Below are 23590 nucleotides of genomic sequence, written 5' to 3' on the forward strand. Positions count from 1 at the left end.
AGCCCGAAGACGGTGTTCACCGGCTCGCGGCCGTAGTGTACCGCGGCTTCTCAGGGCGCGGCCACATCTTGCGGGCCGAGCCGCATACCGGCCTCGATCGCCTGAACGGACTGGATCTTGTGGCAGCTACATACGATCAGGAACATGAAAGTCGCATCGAACTTGTGCATGCCAGCGGTGACGATCGGTGTGAATTCCTGGGCCTTTCGCCGCAGGAGGGTGTCGCCGGTACTGCCGGTGCGCTCGAACTCATCCCCCTCCATCATAATTTGGAGGCGCTCATCCTCCGTCAGCTGCTCTACCAAAGAGTCCAACGGGGTGCGATTGAAGGTAAACGCGTTGCTTGTCATGCTGGTTTCCAGTTCAATTCAGATCGGCTGTGCATGCAATCTTGCATTTGCGAAAAAAAATATTCAATCAGCATTTCTCGTTGCGATGTGCGAAAAAATGTTCGATGCTTCCCAAACGGCGCCCGCCTGCCCGCCCCGCCTTATGGCGCGCGCGAAATGTGAAGACACGAAGGCCAGCATCCATGCACCAGTCTCTTGCCCGCCGGGACCAGAATGTGACGCGCGTGTGGGCCCGCCCGGGTGATGGCGCGCTAAAGGGTACCGCTCTTGGCATGCCGCGCAAGGGTGCGGGGCATGATAAGCGAAAACCTTTTCACTTTTCGAAATTCCAGACGATCCTTTCCGCACGCCAATATGGAGAACCCTCATGTCCCAAAGCGCTATTCAGACGCTCATCGCGCAGATCAAGGCTGTGGCCGCCGCGCAGCCCAATCCGGCGAACTTCCTAAAAGACCTTCAGAGCGGCATCGAGGAGATCCCGGGCGCCTATGTCGCCTTCTGCACCCGGGATCTGACTTGGCTCGACGGCTACCTTGAAGGCCGCGGCGACATCAGCACCGAAAACCGGCAGCATGCGCTGTTCAGCGCCTCATCGCGGCACGAGGAGGGTTACGCAAGTCAGGACGGCATCTCGGCGAGCATGGATCTGTGGTTGGACCAGCATTACCCGGTTCAGGACCAGGAAGTTGAGCCATGAGCAGTGTAGAAGATCAGGCCCTTCGCTCCGACATCCAACATTGTGCGGCACGGTCCGCCTCGCTGCTCGAGTTTATCGACAACTTGCTGGACGATGGCATCAGCACGCAGCCGCGGATGAAAGCCGGCTTGGGTATGATCACCCTGCGCTTTCAGCGGGGAGAAACCTCACTGACCCGCAGCGAGGCGGGCATCCGCCTCGAAGGCCCGTTGAGTTACACCGTAACTCACCACGATCATATCCTGCGCTACATGGAGCACGCTCACAGACGCGGAGAGCCGCAGGAGAAGATCCTGGACGAGGCGGCTGAGCTGCGGTTACCCATCCAGACAGCGGAGCCGCCAGAACTTCCATCCCTGCAATTCATGGGCCGATTGCAAAAAATCGCAACCTTGGCCGAGGACTGCCCCGACGAAACGCTGCGCGGCCTGACCCTCGGCTACGACGCCTGGTGCCACAAGACGGAAGAGGATCTGCGTAAATCGCTGGGCGAGGAGGTTATTCCCGGGATTGAGGCGCTGGACGAACCCCATCGCCTTGCAGCCCTGCGCTGGTCCTGCCGGATCCAGGCGGTCGAGCGGATGGGATATGGCATCAGCACTCCCCAGGAGACCGCCCTGCGCCGCCAGCAGGCCATTTTGCGCCACATCGGCCAACCCCCGGAAGCCTCCGCGGAAGATGCCGCACCGACCCCGTAACCCATAGGGGCGGCGGCAGGGAATTGCCGCTGCCAACTGCAAGCCTATCAACACATGGAGCCCTGAGTGACCCCGACACCGACCGCGAAGGACATCGAGAACGCCCTGCAGTCCATCATCTCGGAAACAAAGACCGGAACAAGTCTTCACGGCGCGGACGCGCCGCTTGAGGTCTATGCCTGCCATCTGCAGAAGGAGGTTATCGAACCGCTGTGGAAAGCGCGCGCCGATGCCGGGCTCCTCGCGCCGATCGATGACCTGGGTCATGATGCGCCCCTCACCGCGGCCTGGAACCGGGCCTTGCGGGGTGAGAGCCGTCAATTCGATTTCCGCCTTCTCGCGAAGATCTTCATCGACACAGCGATCAAAGGGCACAAACAGGCCATCGCGATGATCCTGCAGGATCAATATGAGGCGCTCAACGCATCAATCATCGAGAAGATTCCGGGCTATCTGACCGGCCAAGGCATGCCCATGAGCACCACGGCAAGCCTGCGCTCATGGGTGGATGGCACCTACCTGCGTCTGCGGCTGGAGGGGTTCACGCCCGTTCTGCTGAACAAGGATGGCTCCGCTTTGGCCGCGCCCAAGAATATCCCTGCCCCTGTGAACGTGGTCTTCGACAACGAGAAGAGCCCGTTCGAAATCTACGGCCTGATGTCCTTTCAAGGCGACGGTATCGATCACGATGAGGGCAACAAGGCATGGTCCGCCTGGCAAAAAATGGCCAAGGAATGCGGCCTTCTGGCGGAGGGCTATTGGGACAGTATGCTGTCTCTTTCGCTGCGCGCCGCTCTTTCAACCCAAAGAATGGGCATCACCTGGCAGAACCTGCGCCAGGATGAGAGCATCTCCGTTGAGGCAGCGCCTGACGGGGTGATCGTTTATCGAGGGGCTGTCGCCGGGTTGAAGCAGCTGTTTGACGAAGGCCAGTTCCACTGCGGCCCCCGCAGCGCATTTGAAAAAATGCTCATCAAGGGCGGTTTTTCAAAAGCCGGTGCCGGAGACTACCTGGATCGGCTGGCGAACACCTCATCGGCCTTTCGCGCGACAATCCCGGCAGGCGCCCGCATGCGTTTCAACAGCGACGCCGAAACGCTTTATGCGTTCGACATTCAAGCGGATGAAACTGTCACTGTCCGCGATCCCTCTCAGGCCTTGCCAATTCTTGCAGCCGGAAGCTTTGCAATGCCGGATATGACAAGCCATCGCGACCGGCATCATCAGACCGCGGCGGAGGATACCCCAGCCCCGGCCGGCGCAGCAGCCAAGGAGTTCCAGCCATGAAGACCGAACCGCACCCCCTCACTCCAGAGGCACAGATCCGCACGGCCAGGTCCGCCTATATCGGCACCCTCCCGGAAGGCGCCGTTGAAGCCCAATCCATGGTCCAGATCAGCAACCGGTTCACCCTGCGGATCACGGACCTGCTCAGCGTCGAGTGCGCCTACGACATGAACCTGTTCGGGCAAACCTTTCAGGACGCCCCAGACTATCAGCCAGCACCGGACATCCGTTATGTGACGGTTCGTGCCTCTCTTGATGCTGCGCACCGCAGCCAGGAAGCTGTAACGCTCCATATCCCGGACTGGAATGCCGCTTGCGGCGAAGTGCGCCCGGATCTGAACGAAATCACCCGCCGCCTGGCGCACCGTGCGGCATGCCCGGAAACGGAGTTCCCGATCGCGGAACGTGTCACAGCCGGTGAAAACGACAGCCAGCGCGATGTCCGCCACGCCATCCACCAGCGCAGGAGCGAGGCAATCGGCTGGCTGCTCGGGCAGGTCAAGGACGGCAGGGTCGCCATTGATCCGGCCATGATCCGGGTGGAACTGGACAGCAGCATCTTTGATGGGCATGGGACGCTGCTCGCCTGCCGTCTGTGGCTGGGCCAGGATGATCTGCAGGCCTTTGCGAAACATCATGGCGAGGACTGCCTGCTTCGCGCGCTGACCAGCGGCAGCCTTTTCATGAACGGAGACGCCCTGATGAGCGGCGCCCGCTATTCGGAGGAAAAGGCGCTGAAGATCTGCGATCGCGTCATGGGACGGGAAACCGCCAGGTTTGGCTTCAGGCCGATGGTCGCCTGGAGCCCGGCCGCCTTTGAAGCCACAATCAGCCCGCATGTAGCGAACGAGCCTTTTGCAGCGTGCCCGGAGCTGATCCACGGCAAAAAGCCCGGCCTGCTGATGCTGGAGACGCTGATGGATCTTCAGCTCCCTGCTCCGTCCAGGGCCGATGCCGACGATGCGGAGCTCAACTGAGATGCGGGCAACTAAGCAGGAACGGCGCCGCCACAAGCTCGAACAGCTCATTCCCCATCTGGCCCTGCTGGACATCGAGGCCTCCGATGGCGGGCCGGAGGCTTGGCCGGTCGAAATCGGCTGCGCTGCGATCGTTCGCTCCCCCGACGCCGAAGGCGGCTATGAGGCCCTCGCCCACGGGAGCCTGATCCGGCCGCATAAGAGCTGGGACCAGGCGATCTGGAGCCCCTATGCGCAGGCCATCCACGGCATTGCGCGGGAGAGCCTTGAAGATGCGCCAGCAGCGCAGTCGGTGGCCCGCAGCATGCTGGAGATCCTCAGCGTGCCAGGCACCGTCGTGGTCAGTGACAGCCCGCGCAACGATCAGCCCTGGCTCGACCGCCTGATGGCCACATGCGGCGCCGCGGGCCAGATCCGGATCATCTCGATCTGGGAAGCGCTCAACGGGCGGACTGAGCAGGAAAACATCGCCCGGATGAAAGATTGGCTCAAAGCCAATAAGGGCCCGCACCGGGCCGCCGCGGACGCCAGGCGCCTGGCGCAGGCGGTCATTGAATGCCACCTGCAGCCGGCAGCCGAAGCGGAGGGTCCAAGCATCTGCGGGCCCTGATCGCACCTGAATCTTCAGCCCTGCCCTTTCCGCACCTTGGCAAGATGGGCTTCCTTGCTCCGTTGATAGGATGGGGCCGCAAGCGGATGATCTGGCGAAAGCCTCCAGCGCGCCCGGTAGGCGGCCTCATCAAGGCCATGCTCCATCTTAAGGTGGCGCTTGAGCAAAACCTTTGCTTCGCCGCATTCCAGGCACACGACCACGTTGTCTCGGACGCTTTCCTCAATGGGGACAGCCGGGAGCCAGGGGTTTAAATTGTGGGTCTTCTGGGTCATTCCGGGATCCTTTCAAAGCAGTTTCCCGGCAGGTAACTTTGACATCCCACGGCTGTCAACGGGCGGCCAAGGGATCTCAAATTTCTATATTTTTCAGCATTTTGGCGGCTATTCTTGCTAAATGCCCAATTACCAAGAACAGCCGCGCGGAAGACAAGAATAGCATCGGCTCAGTACAAGAATAGAGGGCCGGCTATTCTTGCGGCGCGCTCGGGTGCGAAATCTTTCGGACGTTGCGTCACTTTCTGCCTGAAATACACCCGCCCTACTTCAGCCAGGTATCAATGCCGTGGAAACTGCAGCCATAGGAAAAGTCCCTCCCGGTTGCCTCCTGGAAAACAACCCTTTCTACTTCCGTCGAAGCTGCCGCAGACAAGGCGCTCTGCCACGTGATCATTTCTGCCAAAAGCGGTTCGAAGAACTCATCCAGGAAATCGGGGGTCGCACGCACATGGATCGTTGTCCGTTTCTCTCCCTTGTACCGCAGCATCTCCAAATCCAGAATGCGCCCCAGCCGAAGCGCCATCTCTCTCTGAGAGGACGTATCGAATGAAAGCTTCTGCGGTTCAGCTGCAGTGTTTTGTGCTTTGGCCCTCTTTGCCGCCTGAATAGCTGAGGACGTCAGTTTCCGAAGCTCTGCGGTTTCAGACTTGAAGCTGCTCAGCATTGCCGAAAGCCCAAGACCGATTTTCGGTCTTGTTTCAGCTGCTGAAGGGGAAGGGTGAGGCTCGTTATTCTGCCTCGCGGCTGCTTTGCTTCTTCGGCGTTGCTCGCCTTTACTAACCCTGGTCATTCTAGGTCCTGAATCCAGTTATTTCGCTTTGCTGATCCGTTATGGATGAATGAGAGGCACAGGTCTACTCAGGCGGGCTTCCACACCTTGTCAAAAGCCCCTTCCAGATTCACGCCCAACCGTGCGGCGCTTTCGAGGACGCTCTTCCTGAGCGGCTCATTGCGCTGCAGCAGCCGCTGGAAACGGACCTCTTCAAGCTCGAACACGGTGCCATGTGTGAGGGCTCGGATTTCCGCCCGCCGCGGCGCCTTGGCGAGCAAGGAGATATGGCCGAACAGGTCCCCCTGCCCGAGGCGGTAATCACCGGTCTTGCCGGACACCTCCACCGCCCCGGATCCGATCAGGAATACTTTCGCAGGCGCGCCGTCTTTGGCTTGCAGAACCTCCCCCGGCTCGACGTGGCGCACATGCAGAGCGCGTGAAAGGCGTTTGATCTCCGCGTCATCCATGTCCCGGAAGATCTCCAGACGGCGCAGGAGAGCGCCCTTCTGGATTCCCATGTCGAGCCTGGGGCGGCGGCTGAGCGCCTTACGGTCCCGGGCGATCCGCTCCGTCAGGGTTTTGTGGACCTCCGGAACAATCAGGCTGTCAGCGAGCAGCGTTTCATACTCCTTTTCCTCCAGCCGCAATGCCATCCGCCGGACCCATCGGCGGCCGACGTCCTCGGCATATTGCGGATACTGCAGGCTCAGCCCTTCAAGAAGCGCATTCACCTTCTCCTGCCTCTGAGACAGGATCTCATGCAGGATTTCAGTGACCCGCTTTCCATGGATGCGCCGGATGCGCCCGTCCACAAAGCGGTGCAGATCCTCCAGGATCACACGCTGCGCGATCAGGACCTCGATGCGCTCCGCGGTGATGGCGGCCAGCATGCCGGAGAGCCGCAACCGCCGGTGCAGGAATGCAGCAAGCCGCAGGCGCCGCCCGTCCCCCAGCGAAATCCGCGCCGCTGCGCGATACCCCGGCCGGCCGCCGGTACGCGTCATTTCGATGATGCGCGCGCAATCCTGCGTGAGCCGCATTTGCAGCTCAGAGCCAATGCGCCCATCTCTGACGCCTTCAGCGACAAGATCCCGCTCATGCCCCGCCAGGGCAATCAGCCCGAGTGCAATCCGTTCGCGGTCGAGCACCTTGTTGGCCTCCTCCGCGCGCTCAACGGCAGCTTGGGTCAGCTCCCCAAGCCGCTTGGCCTCGGAGCGGATGATTTCGTGATCGACGCCGCGATCCCGCACCTCGTTGGACACCTCCTCGCGGACATCCTGCAGCGCAACCGCGATGACCTGATCCGAGAGGGCCTGATCGATTGGTTGAAGCCGGTCGAGCCCCAGGCCGCGGATCAAAGGCCGCAAGGTCAGCCCCTGAATCACAAACACCGAGAGTACGTAGCCGGTGGCCACGATGCCGGCCATCCGCTTGATCTCCGCCGGGACCGCAATCGCTTCGGTCACAGCCAGCGCCAGCGCCAGCGTCACCGCTCCGCGCAGCCCGCCCCAAAGAATTGTCACCCGGTACGGCGCGGGGATGGGCGGGGAAAGCTTTGCTGCTGTCAGAACCGGCAGCACGCCCCACAATACGGCCGCACGGGAGACAAGCGCCGCCAGCATGGCAGCGCCAATCAGGCAGATGTCCGTCCAGACGGCCGTCTCCAGCAGCCTGGGGATCAAGAGCGCCGCCAAAAGGAAAATCAGCGCCCCTGCCCAGTGAGCCATCAAGGACCAGGCATCCGTGATCTGCCTCCACACCGCCGGCGCAATGCGCCGCTGCCCCATCAGGTTCAGCACCAGACCGGATGCAAATGCCGCGATCACGCCGGAGTATCCAATGGCTTCCGCCAGCAGGAACGCGGTGAACGGAATGGCCACAGACATGGTGATCTGGGCAGTCGGCCAGCCGGACATCCAAGCCATTACCGGCACGACAAGACGCGCCACCGCCCAGCCGCAAGCAAGGCCGCCGAACATCATCAAGGGCACTTGGACCGCGACTTCCAGCGGCTCTGGGTTGGGAACGCCCGCGGTCACAAAGGCCAGAAAAAACGAAAAGAGCGCGATCGCGGTCGCATCGTTGAGCAGCGACTCCCCCTGGATGATGCGGACCAGCCGCGGCGGCGCCGAGATCGAGCGGAAAATGTCGATCACCGCGCTGGGGTCGGTCGTCGAGATGATGGCCCCGATCAGCAGGCAGCCATAGATGCCGATACTGCTGAAAGGCGTCAGCGCCACGCCCACGGTCAGGGTGGCCAGGATGACCGCCAGGATCGCCATCACCATGATTGGCAGGCTGTCCTCAAGCATCCGGCGGATATCAAGGCTGAGCGCCGCCTGGAAAATCAACACCGGCAAGAAGACGGACAGGAAGAGGTTCGAAGGAATACGCAGCTCCAGCACCCGCCGGAGCTCCCATTCCATGAGCGCCGCAGCCGGGCTTTGCTGCACAGCAAGAGCCCCCAAACCGAGACCGGCGCCCATCATGCACAGCACAATCGCCAATGGCAGACGCAGTCGCGCCGCCAAAGGTTCAGCGGCCGAAATTGCAAAGAAGAGACCCGCAACCAGCCCGATAAGGATTGTCATGTCCATGAAGAGTTCAGCCTTTGCCCGTCAGGGTCTGCAACCAGGTAATCAATGCCCCCGAAAAGAAGGACAGAAGTGCCAAGATCACCAGACCGGAAAGAAGGGAAGTCGAAAATGAACCGATGATGATCGGGAGCACCGTTGCGATGAAAAAAGCCCCCGCCAGTGCCGGGATTGCCATCGTCCTGACCCTTGGGAGAACGCAAGCCAGCGCAATGACTGGATAGATGAACAGCCCCCGGCTGTCCTCTTGCCAGTAGAAGAACGCAAGCTTCAGTTTTCGCATGAAGTTCCCTTCGATGAAAAACTGCGTGATGCCCTCGATGTCAAAAGGCAAAAGGGCCCGGTGAACGGCGTGAAACGAGGGCACTACCCCCACCCGGAGATTGATCACCTCCTGCGATGGCGCAAAAAGGGCAAAGGTCTCCAGGATTTGACCGCCCAGGAAAAACGCCGCCGCCGCGGCGCCCGCAGCAAAGCTGACAATCTGGGTATTTTCTCCTTGCCGCCAGGATCGCATGATCCGGCGGATCGCCGCACCAAGGAATGCCCCGGTGACGAAGAGGAGAAAAAGGTACAAAGGCAGAATGGCCCAGTACCCTTCCGGCATCCCGATCTGGACCAGCTTCTTTTGAAGCGTGACATCCGGCATCGGCTGGAAGAGGACCAGGAACCAATCAGTGAAGTTCAGCATCGCTACGGCCCCGGCAGTAAATAATCACGAGGGCATCATAGTTCTGTTTTTCGCATCGCGCTATCGGCGAATGAATGAACTCCAATATTTTCTTAGGGCGATGAGGCCCGCGCTTACAGCTGCATGCCTTCATCTTCCATGAGCGAGGAGACGTCAAAAGAGGCAGTCTGACTGCAGATCTCTTCGCCATGGGCGACCCAGAAAGATGCCATGAAACGGACCGCTTCCATGCGGTTCACGCTTTCCCCGGTGTCTTGATCCAGGACCACCTCGTCATCGAATGCATCACGCGCTTCAACGAAGGCCTTTCGCAGCACAAGGCCCATGCTGGGACCCTTGCCCTCATCGACAGGAAGCCTGGTCGTCTCATCCATCGGATATGCGCCTTCGAAAGGCAGGCTGGCACCCAAACCAGGACGATCATACTTTTCCGCAAGGTCTTCCCAGTTGTTGGCCCAGAAGTCCTCGGCCTCCGTGACCGCCTGAAGATCAAAGTGACCTTCGATCTGCGCCTCGCCAACCATCTGCATGACCGCCTCAAAGGCATTTACAAGTCTCATGGTGCTCTCCCGATCCGCTCCACGCTCAGATTTTCACATTCTCCTGAAAATGTGCAGCATACTTGTCCAGCAGCTTGACGCCAGCATGCTTGTCCGGAGCGAATTCCGGGAAGGTTTCGCTGAAGCTGCGCACTTCGCCCTCCTCATCTTCAATCTCAAAGAGATGCGCGCGTTCGGGGAAGAGGACACCATAGTCGGCAACGCCCGCTTCAGCATTGCGCGGCTGATCCCACCAGACCCCCATTACGAAGGGCCTCTTCGGCAGCACCACCTCCCTCGCGTACAGCAAAACTGCCGCATCAAACCACTGCAACGGATCTGGCCAGTTCTGGACGCCGCCGAGCCGCGCCATCGCCCGGCGCGTGAGCACAAAGCTGTCTTCACAGTCGGTTGCTCCGGCGCCATCCATTGCGGCTGCAATTTCTTGCTCCAGCGTCCGGCCCACCTTCGCTGCCGCTTCAGCCCGGTTCAGGGATTTGAACTCGGAAAAGTCCCCGGCGTCTTCGTCGTACCAAGTGACCGACCAGACTTGCGCAGGCTCCATGTACCGCTTCATCCGCATCCAGGCTGTGAGCTCGTCGATATCACTTCCGTTGAAACTCATGACATCGATCCACTCGGCCGGAGGGTATTCCAAAACGTACTCGGGTCCGTTCAGGCCTTTGATCGAACGCCACAGTTCAGGACATGTCGACACCGCGACACCAGGCCCATCCACGGATGGCTTTCGCTCATCACTGCCCCTCGCCAGATGGCCGATATGGCTGACGATTGGGATCTTCCTGGTCGTGATATAGGGCATGGAAATCTCCTAGCGGTAATATTTTCGCATATCCTTACCATGCTGAAAGCAGCTTCTCTATCTATTTTTTCGCAGACGCACCGTAGCCTTCCCCGAGGCAGACAGGAGCTGAACGACATGGACATTCCTCAGGGGCGCAATCCTGATGCGGTGATGGCCGCATTGGCTGAATGCAGCACATTCGATGACATTCGCCAGCGCGGTATCTTCTTCCATGGCACATGTGAGGCGATCGAGGGCCCACTCCGGGCTGGGGACTACGACAATGTGTTCTGGATGGCAGAGACCCCGTCCGTTGCCCAATCCTACATCCCCGCATCCGGTGTGACCGCATGGATCTCCGCCCCGCGCGCCTACGAACGGGATGACCACCTGCGCCCGACCCGCGGCGTCAGTCATGCCATGAATTGGGCACTTCAGCGGTCGGGTGCGAAACTTGAAGACATGGATGTGACATGGGACGGCCAGCGTGCGCATTCCTGGCGCATACCTCCCGGCTGGCCAACTGAAGGAGACTACGAAGACTACCTCATTTCGCTGGGGTACAGCGCCAATGACTACGGGATCTACGAGGTCTCGGAAACCTTCGGTCGCAATGGTCCAGAGATTATGCCGGCGGATTGGAAAATGCCTGGGCTATTGATCATTGCCCTCGCAGAAGACATCCAGGTGGAAACACCGGATTGGTCGGAAGGGGCCTTCAGTTACGCGCCGCATAATCGTGTGGCCGACTTCGAACGCTTCGCGCAAAAGGGATATGAGGCGTTCCGAATGCAGGACGCGCTTCAATCCAAGTTCCACGGCAACGTAGGGCACACGGCTATCGGCATTCTGCCGGCAGGGCTTGAAAAGTTATCCTGGATAGCAATCCCAGCAACCCGCCACGATTCCCCTGACGCCAGAGCCTTTCAAAAACCGGAGACCGAGGACTTCTTGACGTTTGCCAGCAAATCGCTCCCGGAGTGGAGAAGGTCTCTCTCACCCCGGGAGTGGGAACTTGAAATCAGCTAACAGCCAGATCTTCAGGCGTTTTTCCGGCCTGCAACGCGTCCTGGAACCATTGCGGCCGCCGACCGCGACCGGTCCATGTCTCAGCTGGGTTTTCAGGGTTAATGTATTTCGGAGCGACTTTGGCTTTTCCTTTCCGGTTCGACTTCAATTCGAACAAGTCCTCCAATGAAAAGCCATACTCTTCGGCCGCCTCCTGGACTGCCTTCAGCGCGGCTGTCCGCATCCGAGCATCATAGTCTTGGATGGCCTTCTCGACATCCTTTTGAAGCTGCTCAAGCTCAGAACGGTTCAAAGACGTAAGATCGATGTTTGTGCTCATCTCATTTCTCGCAAAGTAGTCAATTGACAATTGATAACCATCATTCAAAACGAAATACAAGCCGATAACGGCAGGAATGAGAGCCGGTTTCAATGCGGAAGGTTCACCCGTCCAATATTTGCGAAAAATGTTGTTGCAGCAATATCCGGCCAGAAATATGATCCCCCCATCCATTGCAGGAGAAACAGATTGTATTCGAAATCCATCACCAAGACGGCGACCCCGTCCCCATCCCCGGAGGCCGTGTCCCAGGAAATCGGCGCCATGATTTCCGGTATGAAAACGCGGCTCTCGACGCTCTATGCTGAAGCTTCAGCAGATGACCCCTTGGCTTTTGCTGACGAAATGCAGCCCATTCTGGCGAACCGCCGTGACATTGAAATCAGCATGCAGCGGGCGTGCGATAGCCTGATGGCGGCCGCTGGCGCCTATGAAACGATGATTGCCGCGGTGAATGCGAAAATCGCACCCGCACCGGTGGCGGCGGCTCCGGCGGCTCCGGCAGCTCTCGCAGCCGAGGGCACGGCACAGACTTCCCTGTTTTGTGATACCGTCAAAGCGTCGGGCATCGCGCAGGGCACCCGTTACAGCCAGAAAATTGGTGACGACCTGACCGCGAACGCAATCCTGCACGCGGATGGCCGGATGACAATTCTGGCCGGGAGCGCCATCAGCACAGCCGTTGAAGGGGCGACCAAGATCAAAAACTCGAGCTATCGCCAGGAGCGCATGATGGCGCTGAATGCGAGTAGGCCTTGCGAACATCCGGATACCCGTATCCTGATCAGGAATGTCACCGTACAGTCGGCGGCCAGCGCGGCCACAATCCTGAACGGATCAACCCGGGCCGCCTCAACTTGGCGAGCGGACGACGGCTCCAAGGCCCCGAAAACCCGCGGCTTCGAAGAGGAAACTCGCAGCCAAATCCGCAATTGGGTGAACAAGCACGTTCCGGACATGGTTGAGGAATTTACGGACGAATTCTGCAACAAACGGCACCGCATCCTCTTCCGCGCGCCTCATCGTAAAGCCAAGCTTGCGAAAAGAGAATGCGGTCGCTACTCCCTGACCGCCACGCGCCTGCGCAGAATGGCCGAAGCGGATCAAGTAGGATTTGTTTACTTCCTGCATGGCGAGACCTTCTACGACGTGCCTCTGGAGGCGCTTCTGAAGGTTATCGGAGACAGCGAAAACTTGACCGTTCGCCTGATCAAAGAAACGGCAAACGGGACGGATCTGGCCCTTGAGGCCAGGGGTAACAAAATTGGCAGTCGCTCAACGTTCCCGCTGTAACCCTGTTAAATTCAAAGCGGCTGCCGATCGGCAGCCGCTCTCTTTTCAAGAGGGCCATACTTGCCGGCCCCACAAGCTTGATGATTGTTCCAATGCCCAATTCCTCAACATGGCAGCAGCATGCTTCCTGCCAAGACGCGTCCGTCAACTGGAGCCGGGCGACGCCGGACGGCGGCCTTCACGAGTGCCGCTACGTGCGCCGCAGCCCGGAGTATTTCATTGCCTACCTCTCCTCCCATAGCGGGTGCCGCCACGCCTGCCGGTTCTGCCACCTGACCCAGACAGGGCAGACAATGTTCACGCCGGCGCGCATCGAGGAGCTTCAGGAGCAGCTTGACCAGGTGCTCGCCCACTATGATGCGCATGGGGAACCCGCGGGCAGGATCAACGTGAACTTCATGGCGCGCGGCGAGCCCTTGTCGAACTATGGCCTCATGAGCCGCTTTGCCGACTTCTCAAGATATGCGAAAAATGCAGCAGGCGCCCGAGACTTGGAATTGAAGATCAATATCTCAACGATCATGCCCACCGATGCGCACGATGCCGATCTTGCCGCAGCCTTTGGCGACGCTCCTGTTGTCCTGTACTGGTCCCTCTACTCTCTTGATCCCGCCTTCCGGCGGCGATGGCTTCCGCGCGCCATGGATCCGCAGGCGGCGCTGGAGCGGCTGCTCGATTGGCAGAAGCGCGCCGGCGGACGAGTGGTCCTGCATTGGGCGCTCATCGAGGGCGAAAACGATCAGGATGAAACCTTCGAGCAGATTTCAGACTTCGTGTCAGCTTCCGGGCTCGATGCCAAATTGAACCTGGTGCGCTACAACCCCTATTCCCCGCGCACCGGCGCGGAAGCTGGCGAAGAGCGCTATGCGGCCGCTCTCAAGCGGATCGGTGGCCGCATGGCTGTTGCCGGCAGCAAGGTCGTGTCGCGCGTAGGCTATGACGTGAAAGCCAGCTGCGGCATGTTCCTGGGCGGCAGCACATGACACCGGCCGAAGGGTTCATGGCAGAGCTGCAAGAGCGCCACGGGGATCCAGATCCCTATGGCGAGATTTGCTTTCCGACCTCTGACGGCGGCATCTGCCGCATTGCCGTGGCGCCATGCGGAGCGAGACAACTCTGGCTCGACAGGATCAGTGTCGATGCCCCCCTTCAGCGCCAGGGCCATGGCACCCGGATCCTGCGCCAGATTCTGGCGCTCGCCGACAAGCATGGCTGCCAGGTCGCGCTCGAAGCGTTCTGGCGCCCCGGGTCGGCCAGAGGCGGGTGGCTCATTGCCTTTTATGAAAGGCTCGGCTTCAAACCCGACGGCGGGCAGTCCGAGGATGGATATCAGGAGATGACGCGGGCCCCTCAGGTCCCGTCCCGCTCCAATACACCCGGCACATCATCACCGCGCCTCTGAGCCTTCCAGGCCTCATAGCGCCGCCCTTCCTCGGCCATCATCCGGAACGGCGACTTGTATGGCTCCAGGTCAATCGTCCGGCGGACAATGCGCGGCGGACCGGTTAGATCACAGATCCGCCGCAGTGCCTGCCATTGCTTAAAGACCATCGGCGTCATCTGATCGATGCCGATGAATGTCTTAACCAGCGTTCCGCTGGCCTCGCGCCCGGCAGCCGGGATCACCGTGTCGCAGCAGAAGACGCCATTCTCCACCGCCACCATATATGGCCCCTGATGATTGAGGAGGTTGGCCAATGACACCCATCCCGGCAATCCCCCGAGCACACCCCGAAAGTCATCGAGTGTCCGAACCCCAGCCCTTTGAACGGTGCGCTGGACCGCATGCATGCTGATCATCGCAACGGAGAATTCATTCCTGCACACCCCCTCGGGACGGTCTGGAAACATCCTGTCCTTTCCGGTGTTGAAATCGATGTAGTAGGTGCAGATGCCGATCCCGCGCTGATTGCAGTCGGTGCGCTGCGCCGCACGCAGGCAAAGGATGGACAGGTTCATGAAGTCTTTGCGCGCAACCTTATCAAGCAAAATTGGCTTGAAGGGTCTGAGCGCTTCCGAGCAATGCCTTTTGCGCTCCCGCAAAGTTCGAATAGGAGAGTTCGTTGCGGAGGTTTTATCACCCGCGGCCTTGACTTGGTCCCAGATCTGGCGCGCGTAGCCTCTGGCTAAACTGTCATCGATCTTCATGAAAGTTGGTCCGTTTCAAAGCGGGCAGATAAATTGCCGCCTCATCATATCAGCTGAAACCGGACTGGAAAGACGGGCCGGCCCGAGAGCCGGCCTGAGCGTACGGGAGCCCGCAGATCACATCGCATATTCCGGCGCCGGCTCAGACACCCCCAGCCGGAGGGCCCTCATGACATCGGCCAGCTGTTCGATCTGCGCGACCGCATCCAGCCGGGCACAATGCTCCGCCACAGCCGGGTGATTATCCTCATAGCCGTGCAATTGCTTGGCCAGGTTGATGACCGTGTAGAGGTCAGACTGTTGGCGGCGATGCCACGGCACGCTTCTGTAACCAGCTTCGCCAAAAAGATGATCCAACCGGCGCACGTCAAACGAAGAGTTCCGGAACCACACCGGAACCCAATCCGCAGCCCTCGCCCCAAGTTCGTCGTAGAGCTCCTCTGGGGTCATGACCGAGACGCCGGCAGGCGCGGGCAGCTGGCGGCCTTCGATCTGCGTCTGGCGCCAGTAGTCCCATAGCGGATCCCCGGCCCGGGTGCGGCTGGTCCAGGAAAGCGTCTCCTTGCTCTGGTGCAAGTTCCTGGCGTCAAACCCGCGGTAGTCGACCAGCGCATGGAGCGCCTCACCCACTTCCGCGACCGCGCCATCCTCATTGAGATGGATCTGGAAATCCACGCAAGCGACTTCCCAGATCTGCGCATTTTCCGACAGGGAGAGCGTTTCCGTATCGATCATACGGCCGGCGATGACACGATCCATGATTTGCCCCTCAACAGAATGCAGGTTCTGCCGCAACTTGCGGCGAGATCTCCACCACATTCGGCTCATGTTCTTCGGCAAGCATGACGTACTGGCAGGCATCGGCGAGATCATCGTCGGCTTCAATTGTAATCTCTTCACCGTATGACCGAAGATCCGTGATCTTCGGAATGCCATCATCATAGCTGCCATCCATGTGCAGTGTTCCGACTGCCCAATTGTCATCCCCGATAGCCGTCATGATCGACCTTGCACCATCGCCCTGAGCCATCAATGCAATAGTCTGCGCAGCCTGACGACCTTCGGTGATCGTGATCGAGCGGGACCGGTTGCTGCAGTTCATCCTGGCAATTTCCATGTCATTCCGTGAGGCAATGCGCTGGCTGCCGTCTTCCTGGTGATTGAGGCCCATCTCATCGTTCCACAGGTAAGGCACCGCATCGCCATCGATATCTTTGAAGTACAGCTTCACTTGCATGGCAACTCTCCATTTCTTACTCAGAGCATCTTAGTTTGGAGGCGTGAAAATCCTTAGCCCCGAAGCTTTTCCAGGTCGCAATTCACAGCTGGCCGTCCAGGGGCAAGGAGTGATCCGCCTCGGGCGCCGGAGCAATTTCCCGGGCCTGCCTATTGAGCTCACGTGCAGATGCAGCCCCGCTATCCAGCGCCTCCTGCAGGGCTGAACAGCCCTGCAGGGCGCGCTCCACCTGATCCGGGGCATATTCCCTGAGGTAGGTCAGAAGATGCGTTCTCGCGAGAGACACCCTGTCGACCTGATGAACCCGCTTTCGCTTCTCTTCCAATCGCGCTTTGCGGGCGTCGTCCAGCTCCTGAGACAAGGCTTTCACTTGCTTTTCGAGCTTCTGAACCGCTTCCGGGTTGCTTGAGAGACGCTTCTCCACCGACTTGTACGCCCTGGCGCTCGGTTTGGGTCCGGCTTCCACGGGTGCCTTCGCATCCGCATTCCGCAGCAGATTCAGCCGCAGCTTCTTGGCCGCGATGATTTCATCCACCTTGAAGCGGCGCGCATAAAGGGCCGCCTGCCGCCAGCGCTTGCCGCGATCCGGGCTGTACGTAAGCTCAGACCGCTCGATCTGTCCGTCAATATCCGCGACCTCGACCTCGCGCTCAGCAATGAACTCCTCAAGCAGGCAGATGTCGGGCTGCACCTCTTCACCCGGCTTGCATCCGGGCAGGGCCACGGCCGCGGCCACGGTGATAATACTGTTCAAGCCGGACACTTCGATCATGTCGCGGATAATACCGACGTAGTCCTCGAAGGCATTTTCCTGCGAAGGCGGCGGGTTGTCCCGGTCCCGCAGGAACTCGGCGAGATCCTCTTCGCCATCGACCTTGGCCAGCGCCCAGGCCAGACGTTCGTGAATCCGGCGCACTTCAGAATCCTCAGACATGATCCGCTCCCGCCACATCAGCCGCGATCGCATTCCCATCCATGATCCCGCGCGCGGTCTCAATCGCCTCTTCAAGCGAGGCGCAGTTCAGGATTTTCCCGCTCTTGGCGATCGAGAAATCCTCGATCCCAACCCCGATCACCGGAACACCGGCCGCCAGCGCCGCCCCGACTTCCACCCAAGCACCCTTCAGCGTCTCGCCCGGCTCCATGTAGACAATCAGCACTTCTGCGGATGTCGCCTCCGCAAGGCAGCGCGCCCAAAGGTCAGGCCAATCAAGCTTTGCATCCGGAGCGCTCTCATCGATCCAGGTCGAAATCACGGGCAGGCTTTCCCGCAGTTTCTGCCAGCGCGGACCGTGGGCCACCGCTTTCGAAGCCATGTAAATCCCGCGACGGCTGCCGACCTCGGCCGGGCGGTGCATTTCCTCGGCAAAGAAACGCACGTTGAAAGTCTGGCTGAGCGATCCGAAGCGGGCGCGCGCCGCCGCCTCATCATCAAAATGCTCCGGCCCCACGGCATCATCGGCATATGTGATCAGATACCGCCGGGGACCAGCCTTGCCCGGCGGGCAGCCTGCAGCCTCGTCGCGCGTGGGAAACCGAAGGGCAGGCTCCAGGGTCGCCCCCTCTGGGGCATCGCTCCAGAGCTCGGGCGTCCACTCGTAGCCCAGCGTCTCGCCGCTCTCCAAAACGAACTCGCAATCCTCGAAGTGACCGAGTGCCACCATCCTCCGGCCCGGATCTTGGTAATGTGTGGCAATGATCAGATGGTCACGAGGCTCCGCCCCACCCTCGGCGAATACCGGAGCGCTGTAGATGTTTTGCCAACTGACGCTGGCGGCTTTGCGCGCGCAGGACCGGGCGTGTTCCAGTTCCGCGCGCAGGCGGTTGATCTCTGCGGCCGCTTCAAGGCTCAGCTCATCCGTTTCCTGCAGCAGCCTTCGCAAGACGCCCTTTTCTCCTTGCGCTCTACGCGGTGCATTTTTTCCGCACATCGCGCACAATCGCGCCCGTTTCGGGCCGGCAAAGGCATGCCCGCATTCCTGGCAATTGCCGAAATCGGAGCTGTCTCCAATACTGGCAGCAGTCGCCCCATCCGGCGGCCGGGGCGTGCCGTCATTTCTTGTAATCCGGTGGCTGGCCACAAAGAGCTTCTGGTTCATTCGATTGTCTCCGTGCGAAACAAGCCGACCAGATCCAACCCGGCGCGATCACTTTTCATCGGGCCGCCATACAGCGAACCGCTCATTTTTTCGCAACACTCAGCCGAAGTGCTAGCACTTGCCCGCGGCCCAAGGACCGCCAGAACCGCTACGGCTTCAGCCGAAATCGCAAGACACATGGCAATTGCGAACAATGCGAGCGTGTTGCTCCTGCCGCCTTCACCCTGCCGCCCCCCGAACACACCTTTGATTGTCTTCATTTGCCGTTTTCATCCTCAGCTGAAGGGGTGCCGGATGTCCGGCCAGGCTGATTTCCCGGCGCTCCGGCGATCACCCCATCGGCGCAATCAGGATCGCCTTCGATCATCCCCCGCAGATCGCCCGGGCTGACACAAAGCTGCTCCAACCGGCCCGGCTGGGCTGGCGCCCCGGTAAACTTTGGCTTTGCCGCTTGTTTTGCCCGGATCTTGTCCACCTTGGTCCAGACCCTGGCAAGCTCCCGTTCGGCTTCGGCATGCATGTCCAGATCAGCCGCCAAGCAGAGCGCTGCCAGCGTGACCATGACACCCCCGGCTTCCTGATGCAGCTCGCCAACCGGCCGGTCAAAGACGTAGTCAACCAGCTGAATGGCCTCGGACCGCGTGCAGCCATTGGCTTGGACGAGCTCAAGCGCCTCTTCCAGGAAGCGGTGGTTGCGCTCTTGGCGATCCTTACTGATCTTCTCGCCAAAACACTCCAGCAGCCAAGGCTGCACCCGATGCTGAAAGTCCGCAGCCGCGGCCGCAAGACCGGGCTGGCCAGTCAGCCCCCCATTGCTTTTCGGCATGGGGCTTTCTGCCGCCTGCCGCCCCATCAGGTCATAGCAGGGCTTGCACGCGGGCGCCCGCTTCGGCCCCAAGAACGCATGGCCGCAGCTGCGGCACTGACCGGTGTAGTCCGTACATGGCCAATTGCGCGCGTCATGACCAGGAATGCCGCAATGGATCCGCTCTCCCGCAGCGTCTTCAAGGTGGTAGGGGCCCTTCATAAGTCCCTCATTGCTCTTGCGAAGCACCTCGATTGCCGCCTTGATGTCACTTGCGGCGCTACCATCCAGGGACCTGCGATTGGGATGCGCTTCATCCTCGCACAAGACCTCCACCGCCCGGTCGCAGGCGATAAAGAATTTCGCAGGCTTCGACACAAGATCCTCGCTCAAGGCGCCAGCCTGCTGAAGCAGCGCCAAAGACCGGCCGCTCATCTGTGCGATCTCCCTACCGCCCTCATTGGCCGCAACCAGGACCCAAGGGCGTTTTTTATCACGGCCGTCATGGTGCGCTGCCAGTTCAATCGGCTCCACCTGATTACCCGCCGCAAGCGGCTCAGGGTCGCCAAAAATGAAGCGGATCGCATTACACCCCGCCACGATGCCGCGAGCATCCTCTTCCGAAACAGAGAAAAGCGGTTCGTAATCGGTTCCGGACAGGTCATGGGTGCGCAGCACCAGCATGAGGCGGCGCTGCGGGTCTCCGAACGGGCGAAACCCGAGGCTTTGGTACAGATTCATCTTTGTGGCTCCTCAGTATGTTCCGTTAAGCACACGGTTGTATCCGCGCTTCGAGAGGTAGATGTTGACTTCCAGCTTCAAATTCTTGCGGCACCAGGGATTGCGGACATCCGTATCCATCGGGTCGATCCGCCGCAGCAGGTGGTTGCCGCTGTGCCTGTCCTGACCGCCCCAGGCGTGCAGCACATCAGGGATTTGCTCTTTTGGGAGACCCGTCAGCAGCATGATGTCGTCAAGGTGCCTCGGCGCCAAAGCCGCGCGATAGGTGGCCTTTGCCCCCGTCAGGAAGCAGCGCCATGTCCTCCCGTCCCACTCTGCCAGGCAGTTAGCCTCCCCCCAGCCGTAGACGCTGAAGTGATCAAAGACATCCTCATTGCCGATCTCGCCAAACGCCATCAGCCGCCTGCGGTAGCCCCCGGGCAGCTCTTCCGGCTCACCCGGCCCTGCGGCGACCAGCGCCAGGAGCGACTTTGAATTCGCATGGATCGCGCCGCTGTACCATTTCAGGACCGCATCCTTGCGCTCTGCAAACTCATCGTCCGCACATTTCTGGATGCAGGCGGCCATGTTCTGACGGGCGATGAAGAGCCGGTCTTTCCGCAGCTCGTCTTCCGACCCGAAATCCGCCTCCGAGAAACCCGACAGCTGGTACATCTTCGGCTGATCCCAAAATGGCAGCCGCTCAAAGTCCTGCTGCTTCATGGCGTGAATACCGCCCGGCAGTGCCACCGCATTCTTGGCAATAGCCTTCAGGGGCCCGTCTTCTTGATCCGTCTTAGGGAGGAACAGGATCTCATCGTGTTTGCGAGCCCAGGTGTTCAAAACCTCATGCGGCACACGGTCTTTGTAGCGCTCCTCAAGCCAGCTGTTGAAGGATTCCGGGGCGTAATCCGTCTGCTCGGCCATCGCCGCAGCGGTCACCTCTTCCAGCCGCACATCCTCAAGCTCAATCGGCCTGTAGTCCTGAGCCGCCGGCAGCTGAGTGCCAGCCTCATCGGTCACCAGCAATTGGCGGTGCTGGATCATGGCTCCGGTGTAGCTGAGCTCGGGTGCGCGCCAGGACTGGGTCCAGAAGCGGTCCGCGATGAGCGAAAGCATCATCGTTACCCAGATGGCTTGGGCCGGGGGCAGCTCGCCGATCTCCATGAGCGGCACAAGGTTCAGCCCCGCTGCGACCGGTGCAGTTTCGCGCTCGAAAACCACGTCCCCCTTGTCATCAAGGCTTGTCGGAATGAGCTGATAGGGAAAGTGATTCGCATTTTCGCGAGCCGCATAGTCGCGCGCAAGGCCGCGCCCGCCCCGGGATGAATGCACATCCTCCTGCCCCGGATATACCGGCTTGGACCGATCGGTGAACAGGATGACGTTGCCGCCGTTGCGCAACACAAACGAGAAGTAGCTGCGGTTGGGGTGAGATGCATCCCGCATCAGCACGAGGCCGACACCGGACATCGGCATATCCCGGGCAGCCGCAAGCAAATCGTTGACAGACCAGGCCATGTGGACGTGCCGGATCGCCTGAGGGTGAGCGCTGTCCGCCTCCCCTTCGAGAAACTGATAGGCATGCAACGTCTCGAGAGAACGCAGAGCATCCCGGCGCAGAAACGGGATGGCATCCTGACTTTCGACCATCTCGATCACATCTGGCCGGTCGGCGCCATAGCGCTTCAGCCCGCTGATGACACGGGCGCGGAACTGTGCCGCAATCTCCGCGGCCCGCTCGGACTGAACGATGGAAAAGAGGTTTTCCGCATCCCGCAGGAAACCGGTTGCCGCATCGTAGTCCTTCATGATCTCCGCTGCCGTAAACGTCTTGTCTTCCAGGTAGAAACGCAGAAACACTTCAAGCAGCAGGTATGCGGTTGTTCCCTCCGGATCGAGATCCAGGGCCTCTTTGAGCATCCGGTTCATACCGCCGATGCCCAGGGTTCCAAAACTGTAACCCGTCTCATCCATGCGAACCCCGGTCAGTGCCTCCCAGCGGGTCACCGCGTCTCCGACGATCTCACGCACCGGACGGTCGTCATCAATTTGCGCTTCAGGCTGCATGGGCCGCCTCCCGCCGCTTGCGGCTGTTGAAGAAAAACGCCAATGCCACGCTGTTCAGCGCCAGTGCAGCCGTCCATGCTTCAGGCGCAGCGGAGTGGATCAGGATTCCAGCAGCAAGAAAGAAAAACGGCGCGATCGCTTCGAGAAGCATGGCTTGGCTCCAGATGATGAGAAATTGTTTTTCGCAAACTATTTCTAGTCTGTTTTTCGCAAACTCGCAAGCGTATTAATTCCACTCACAGGCTGGCACCGGGCTCAGTCCGGCCGACGGGATGCCCTGCGCGCAGAAATTTCAGAGACGACATCCTGAACCTCTCCCCTGCTGATCTGCCTTCCGCGGCGGCCATAGCACACCGGGCAAGGCTTGAAGCGCATGGGGGAGACAGTCGCTAGCCGCTTCCCGGTCCCTGAGCAGCACCAGCAGATCTCGACCACAACAGGGCGCACGGACCCAACGAGCCTCATGGCTCTGCACTCTCCGGCTCACAGGCCGCAATCGGGTCCGGCAGCTTGTCGCCCGAGACCTCCGCAAAGACCCGCCTGATTGCCTGAAAATCACGAACCCCCAGCCAGTCCTTGATCCGCTCCCCCATCAGGCTGAGCACAATGTCGCCACCGTCTTCCCCGACCCCCAGTCGTGCAAACGGCTCCATAGCCCGGATCAGCTCAGTTCGATCAGGCGCGATGCCTGTCTCGCACACCGAGGCGTCCCTTCTGCTGCAATTGGCGGCAAAGGTACGGCGGAATGCACCCGGCACATCCACATCCTCCAAAACCCGGGCCTGCGCCCTATCCGCTGCTGCCAGAGCCTGATCCCGTGCGGCGCCTGGCGGCAGGCCCTCCAGCTCTTTACGCAAACCTGCGAACGCGGTGCCGGCCGCTGCAGCCGAATAGGCATCACCTTTTGAAGGCACCTCAGAGACATCGATGTGAGCTTCACCAGCGGCAATTGCATCCTGCGCCCGACGGGCATCGCCGAAGGTTAGCGCCGGCCCGCGCCCGCCCTCCAGCGACTTGCTGATGACGGCGTCATGAGGTGCGCAGCTCGCCCCGGGGATGTCCATGAACTCTGCCAGGGGCCGCAAGGCCTCCGCCAGCCGCTTGAGAGCGGCCGTATCGAGGGGCTTCTGAGACCGGGCATTGATTGCGGACGCGACCGATCTTGCCTTGGCCTCGTTGGCGACTTCCAGCCGGATGCCGTCAATATCCAGAACCCATACGGGGTCCACCGGAACGCTGGTCCCGTCATCCCAGGAGATCCTCTCCTCCTCGGAAACGAAAACCGGCTCCGGCAAGGAGAGCGTGCGCAGCAAAGTCACGGGATGCGCCCCGCGCTCATGCAGCATCATCGCCAGCGTCGCCAGGTCAACCAGGTTCCCTTCGTTCGTTTTTCCCAAATGACCGGCAAACATTGATGCCAAGCGCTCGATCGGACACAGCTTCGGGTCCTGCCAGCCATCGCGGCCCTTCGCCCGGGACCGGGCCAGCTTGCGCCGCATCTCCTCGGCAAATCGCGCAACAGCGCGCTCATCGACTTGCTCCTGCGTCAGGCCTTCATGTTCGATCGTCATG

At 60.4% G+C, this 23590-nt stretch carries 27 protein-coding genes; 9 read left to right on the forward strand and 18 right to left on the reverse strand.

The window, feature by feature from the left end:
• Positions 1–50: 50 nt before the first annotated feature.
• Positions 51–350 (reverse strand): hypothetical protein, encoded by a 300-nt coding sequence (locus AB9K35_RS16880; RefSeq protein WP_369927878.1) that lies wholly within the window; start codon positions 348–350, stop codon positions 51–53.
• A 367-nt stretch (positions 351–717) separates the two neighbouring features.
• On the opposite strand from AB9K35_RS16880, the gene AB9K35_RS16885 reads away from it, so the two are divergent.
• The 5 genes from AB9K35_RS16885 to AB9K35_RS16905 all read left to right on the forward strand — a co-directional run bounded on the left by AB9K35_RS16885 (position 718) and on the right by AB9K35_RS16905 (position 4619).
• Positions 718–1047 (forward strand): hypothetical protein, encoded by a 330-nt coding sequence (locus AB9K35_RS16885; protein WP_369927880.1) that lies wholly within the window; start codon positions 718–720, stop codon positions 1045–1047.
• On the forward strand, positions 1044–1745 hold the full coding sequence (locus AB9K35_RS16890) for a hypothetical protein (RefSeq protein ID WP_369927882.1): 702 nt from the start codon (positions 1044–1046) through the stop codon (positions 1743–1745). Before AB9K35_RS16885 ends, AB9K35_RS16890 begins: the two co-directional genes overlap by 4 nt.
• A gap of 66 nt (positions 1746–1811) precedes the next feature.
• Complete coding sequence (locus AB9K35_RS16895; RefSeq protein WP_369927884.1) at positions 1812–3032, forward strand: hypothetical protein; 1221 nt, start codon at positions 1812–1814, stop codon at positions 3030–3032.
• Complete coding sequence (locus AB9K35_RS16900) at positions 3029–4009, forward strand: hypothetical protein (RefSeq protein ID WP_369927885.1); 981 nt, start codon at positions 3029–3031, stop codon at positions 4007–4009. The genes AB9K35_RS16895 and AB9K35_RS16900 overlap by 4 nt, the downstream gene beginning before the upstream one ends.
• 1 nt (position 4010) lies before the next feature.
• Positions 4011–4619 carry a hypothetical protein gene (locus AB9K35_RS16905; RefSeq protein ID WP_369927887.1) on the forward strand — a complete coding sequence of 203 codons (609 nt, stop codon included), beginning with the start codon at positions 4011–4013 and terminating at the stop codon, positions 4617–4619.
• 14 nt (positions 4620–4633) lie between these two features.
• Here the strand turns inward: AB9K35_RS16905 and AB9K35_RS16910 are convergent, their stop codons facing one another.
• From AB9K35_RS16910 to AB9K35_RS16935, 6 genes are all read right to left on the reverse strand, one after another.
• Entirely contained in the window at positions 4634–4894 is a 261-nt protein-coding gene (locus tag AB9K35_RS16910) for a MucR family transcriptional regulator (protein WP_369927889.1), read from the reverse strand.
• A gap of 265 nt (positions 4895–5159) precedes the next feature.
• A complete protein-coding gene (locus AB9K35_RS16915) occupies positions 5160–5687 on the reverse strand; it encodes a hypothetical protein (RefSeq protein ID WP_369927891.1) in 528 nt (175 codons plus the stop codon).
• Between the two features lie 68 nt (positions 5688–5755).
• Positions 5756–8266: a cation:proton antiporter gene (locus AB9K35_RS16920; RefSeq protein WP_369927893.1), complete on the reverse strand. Its 2511-nt coding sequence runs from the start codon at positions 8264–8266 to the stop codon at positions 5756–5758.
• A gap of 7 nt (positions 8267–8273) precedes the next feature.
• Positions 8274–8954: a hypothetical protein gene (locus AB9K35_RS16925; RefSeq protein ID WP_369927895.1), complete on the reverse strand. Its 681-nt coding sequence runs from the start codon at positions 8952–8954 to the stop codon at positions 8274–8276.
• Between the two features lie 113 nt (positions 8955–9067).
• Positions 9068–9514, reverse strand: coding sequence for a hypothetical protein (locus AB9K35_RS16930; RefSeq protein WP_369927896.1), 447 nt, complete (start codon positions 9512–9514; stop codon positions 9068–9070).
• A 25-nt stretch (positions 9515–9539) separates the two neighbouring features.
• Positions 9540–10316 carry a hypothetical protein gene (locus AB9K35_RS16935; RefSeq protein WP_369927898.1) on the reverse strand — a complete coding sequence of 259 codons (777 nt, stop codon included), beginning with the start codon at positions 10314–10316 and terminating at the stop codon, positions 9540–9542.
• A 117-nt stretch (positions 10317–10433) separates the two neighbouring features.
• Between AB9K35_RS16935 and AB9K35_RS16940 the strand changes: the two genes are divergently transcribed.
• Positions 10434–11327, forward strand: coding sequence for a hypothetical protein (locus tag AB9K35_RS16940; RefSeq protein WP_369927900.1), 894 nt, complete (start codon positions 10434–10436; stop codon positions 11325–11327).
• On the opposite strand, the gene AB9K35_RS16945 is transcribed toward AB9K35_RS16940, so the two are convergent.
• Positions 11320–11820: an H-NS family nucleoid-associated regulatory protein gene (locus AB9K35_RS16945; protein ID WP_369927902.1), complete on the reverse strand. Its 501-nt coding sequence runs from the start codon at positions 11818–11820 to the stop codon at positions 11320–11322. The two genes, AB9K35_RS16940 and AB9K35_RS16945, sit on opposite strands and share 8 nt — an antisense overlap.
• Positions 11821–11835: 15 nt before the next feature.
• On the opposite strand from AB9K35_RS16945, the gene AB9K35_RS16950 reads away from it, so the two are divergent.
• The 3 genes from AB9K35_RS16950 to AB9K35_RS16960 all read left to right on the forward strand — a co-directional run bounded on the left by AB9K35_RS16950 (position 11836) and on the right by AB9K35_RS16960 (position 14341).
• Positions 11836–12939: a hypothetical protein gene (locus tag AB9K35_RS16950; protein WP_369927904.1), complete on the forward strand. Its 1104-nt coding sequence runs from the start codon at positions 11836–11838 to the stop codon at positions 12937–12939.
• 92 nt (positions 12940–13031) lie between these two features.
• Positions 13032–13922, forward strand: coding sequence for a radical SAM protein (locus tag AB9K35_RS16955; RefSeq protein WP_369927906.1), 891 nt, complete (start codon positions 13032–13034; stop codon positions 13920–13922).
• A complete protein-coding gene (locus AB9K35_RS16960) occupies positions 13919–14341 on the forward strand; it encodes a GNAT family N-acetyltransferase (RefSeq protein ID WP_369927908.1) in 423 nt (140 codons plus the stop codon). The genes AB9K35_RS16955 and AB9K35_RS16960 overlap by 4 nt, the downstream gene beginning before the upstream one ends.
• Here the strand turns inward: AB9K35_RS16960 and AB9K35_RS16965 are convergent.
• From AB9K35_RS16965 to AB9K35_RS17010, 10 genes are all read right to left on the reverse strand, one after another.
• A complete protein-coding gene (locus tag AB9K35_RS16965) occupies positions 14290–15087 on the reverse strand; it encodes a hypothetical protein (protein WP_369927910.1) in 798 nt (265 codons plus the stop codon). The genes AB9K35_RS16960 and AB9K35_RS16965 overlap by 52 nt on opposite strands.
• Positions 15088–15204: 117 nt before the next feature.
• On the reverse strand, positions 15205–15846 hold the full coding sequence (locus tag AB9K35_RS16970) for a 3'-5' exoribonuclease domain-containing protein (protein WP_369927911.1): 642 nt from the start codon (positions 15844–15846) through the stop codon (positions 15205–15207).
• A gap of 10 nt (positions 15847–15856) precedes the next feature.
• Positions 15857–16324 (reverse strand): hypothetical protein, encoded by a 468-nt coding sequence (locus tag AB9K35_RS16975; protein WP_369927913.1) that lies wholly within the window; start codon positions 16322–16324, stop codon positions 15857–15859.
• A gap of 82 nt (positions 16325–16406) precedes the next feature.
• A complete protein-coding gene (locus AB9K35_RS16980; RefSeq protein ID WP_369927915.1) occupies positions 16407–17258 on the reverse strand; it encodes a hypothetical protein in 852 nt (283 codons plus the stop codon).
• Positions 17251–18207, reverse strand: coding sequence for a hypothetical protein (locus AB9K35_RS16985; RefSeq protein ID WP_369927917.1), 957 nt, complete (start codon positions 18205–18207; stop codon positions 17251–17253). Before AB9K35_RS16985 ends, AB9K35_RS16980 begins: the two co-directional genes overlap by 8 nt.
• Positions 18208–18419: 212 nt before the next feature.
• Positions 18420–18683 carry a hypothetical protein gene (locus AB9K35_RS16990; RefSeq protein ID WP_369927919.1) on the reverse strand — a complete coding sequence of 88 codons (264 nt, stop codon included), beginning with the start codon at positions 18681–18683 and terminating at the stop codon, positions 18420–18422.
• Positions 18680–19969: a hypothetical protein gene (locus AB9K35_RS16995; RefSeq protein ID WP_369927920.1), complete on the reverse strand. Its 1290-nt coding sequence runs from the start codon at positions 19967–19969 to the stop codon at positions 18680–18682. The genes AB9K35_RS16990 and AB9K35_RS16995 overlap by 4 nt, the downstream gene beginning before the upstream one ends.
• A gap of 12 nt (positions 19970–19981) precedes the next feature.
• Complete coding sequence (locus AB9K35_RS17000; protein WP_369927922.1) at positions 19982–22018, reverse strand: hypothetical protein; 2037 nt, start codon at positions 22016–22018, stop codon at positions 19982–19984.
• Complete coding sequence (locus AB9K35_RS17005) at positions 22008–22169, reverse strand: hypothetical protein (protein ID WP_154667669.1); 162 nt, start codon at positions 22167–22169, stop codon at positions 22008–22010. Before AB9K35_RS17005 ends, AB9K35_RS17000 begins: the two co-directional genes overlap by 11 nt.
• Before the next feature lie 310 nt (positions 22170–22479).
• Positions 22480–23589 carry a hypothetical protein gene (locus AB9K35_RS17010; protein ID WP_369927924.1) on the reverse strand — a complete coding sequence of 370 codons (1110 nt, stop codon included), beginning with the start codon at positions 23587–23589 and terminating at the stop codon, positions 22480–22482.
• Position 23590 lies beyond the last annotated feature (1 nt).

The organism is Leisingera sp. XS_AS12 (assembly GCF_041224635.1).
Taxonomy (GTDB): Bacteria; Pseudomonadota; Alphaproteobacteria; order Rhodobacterales; family Rhodobacteraceae; genus Leisingera.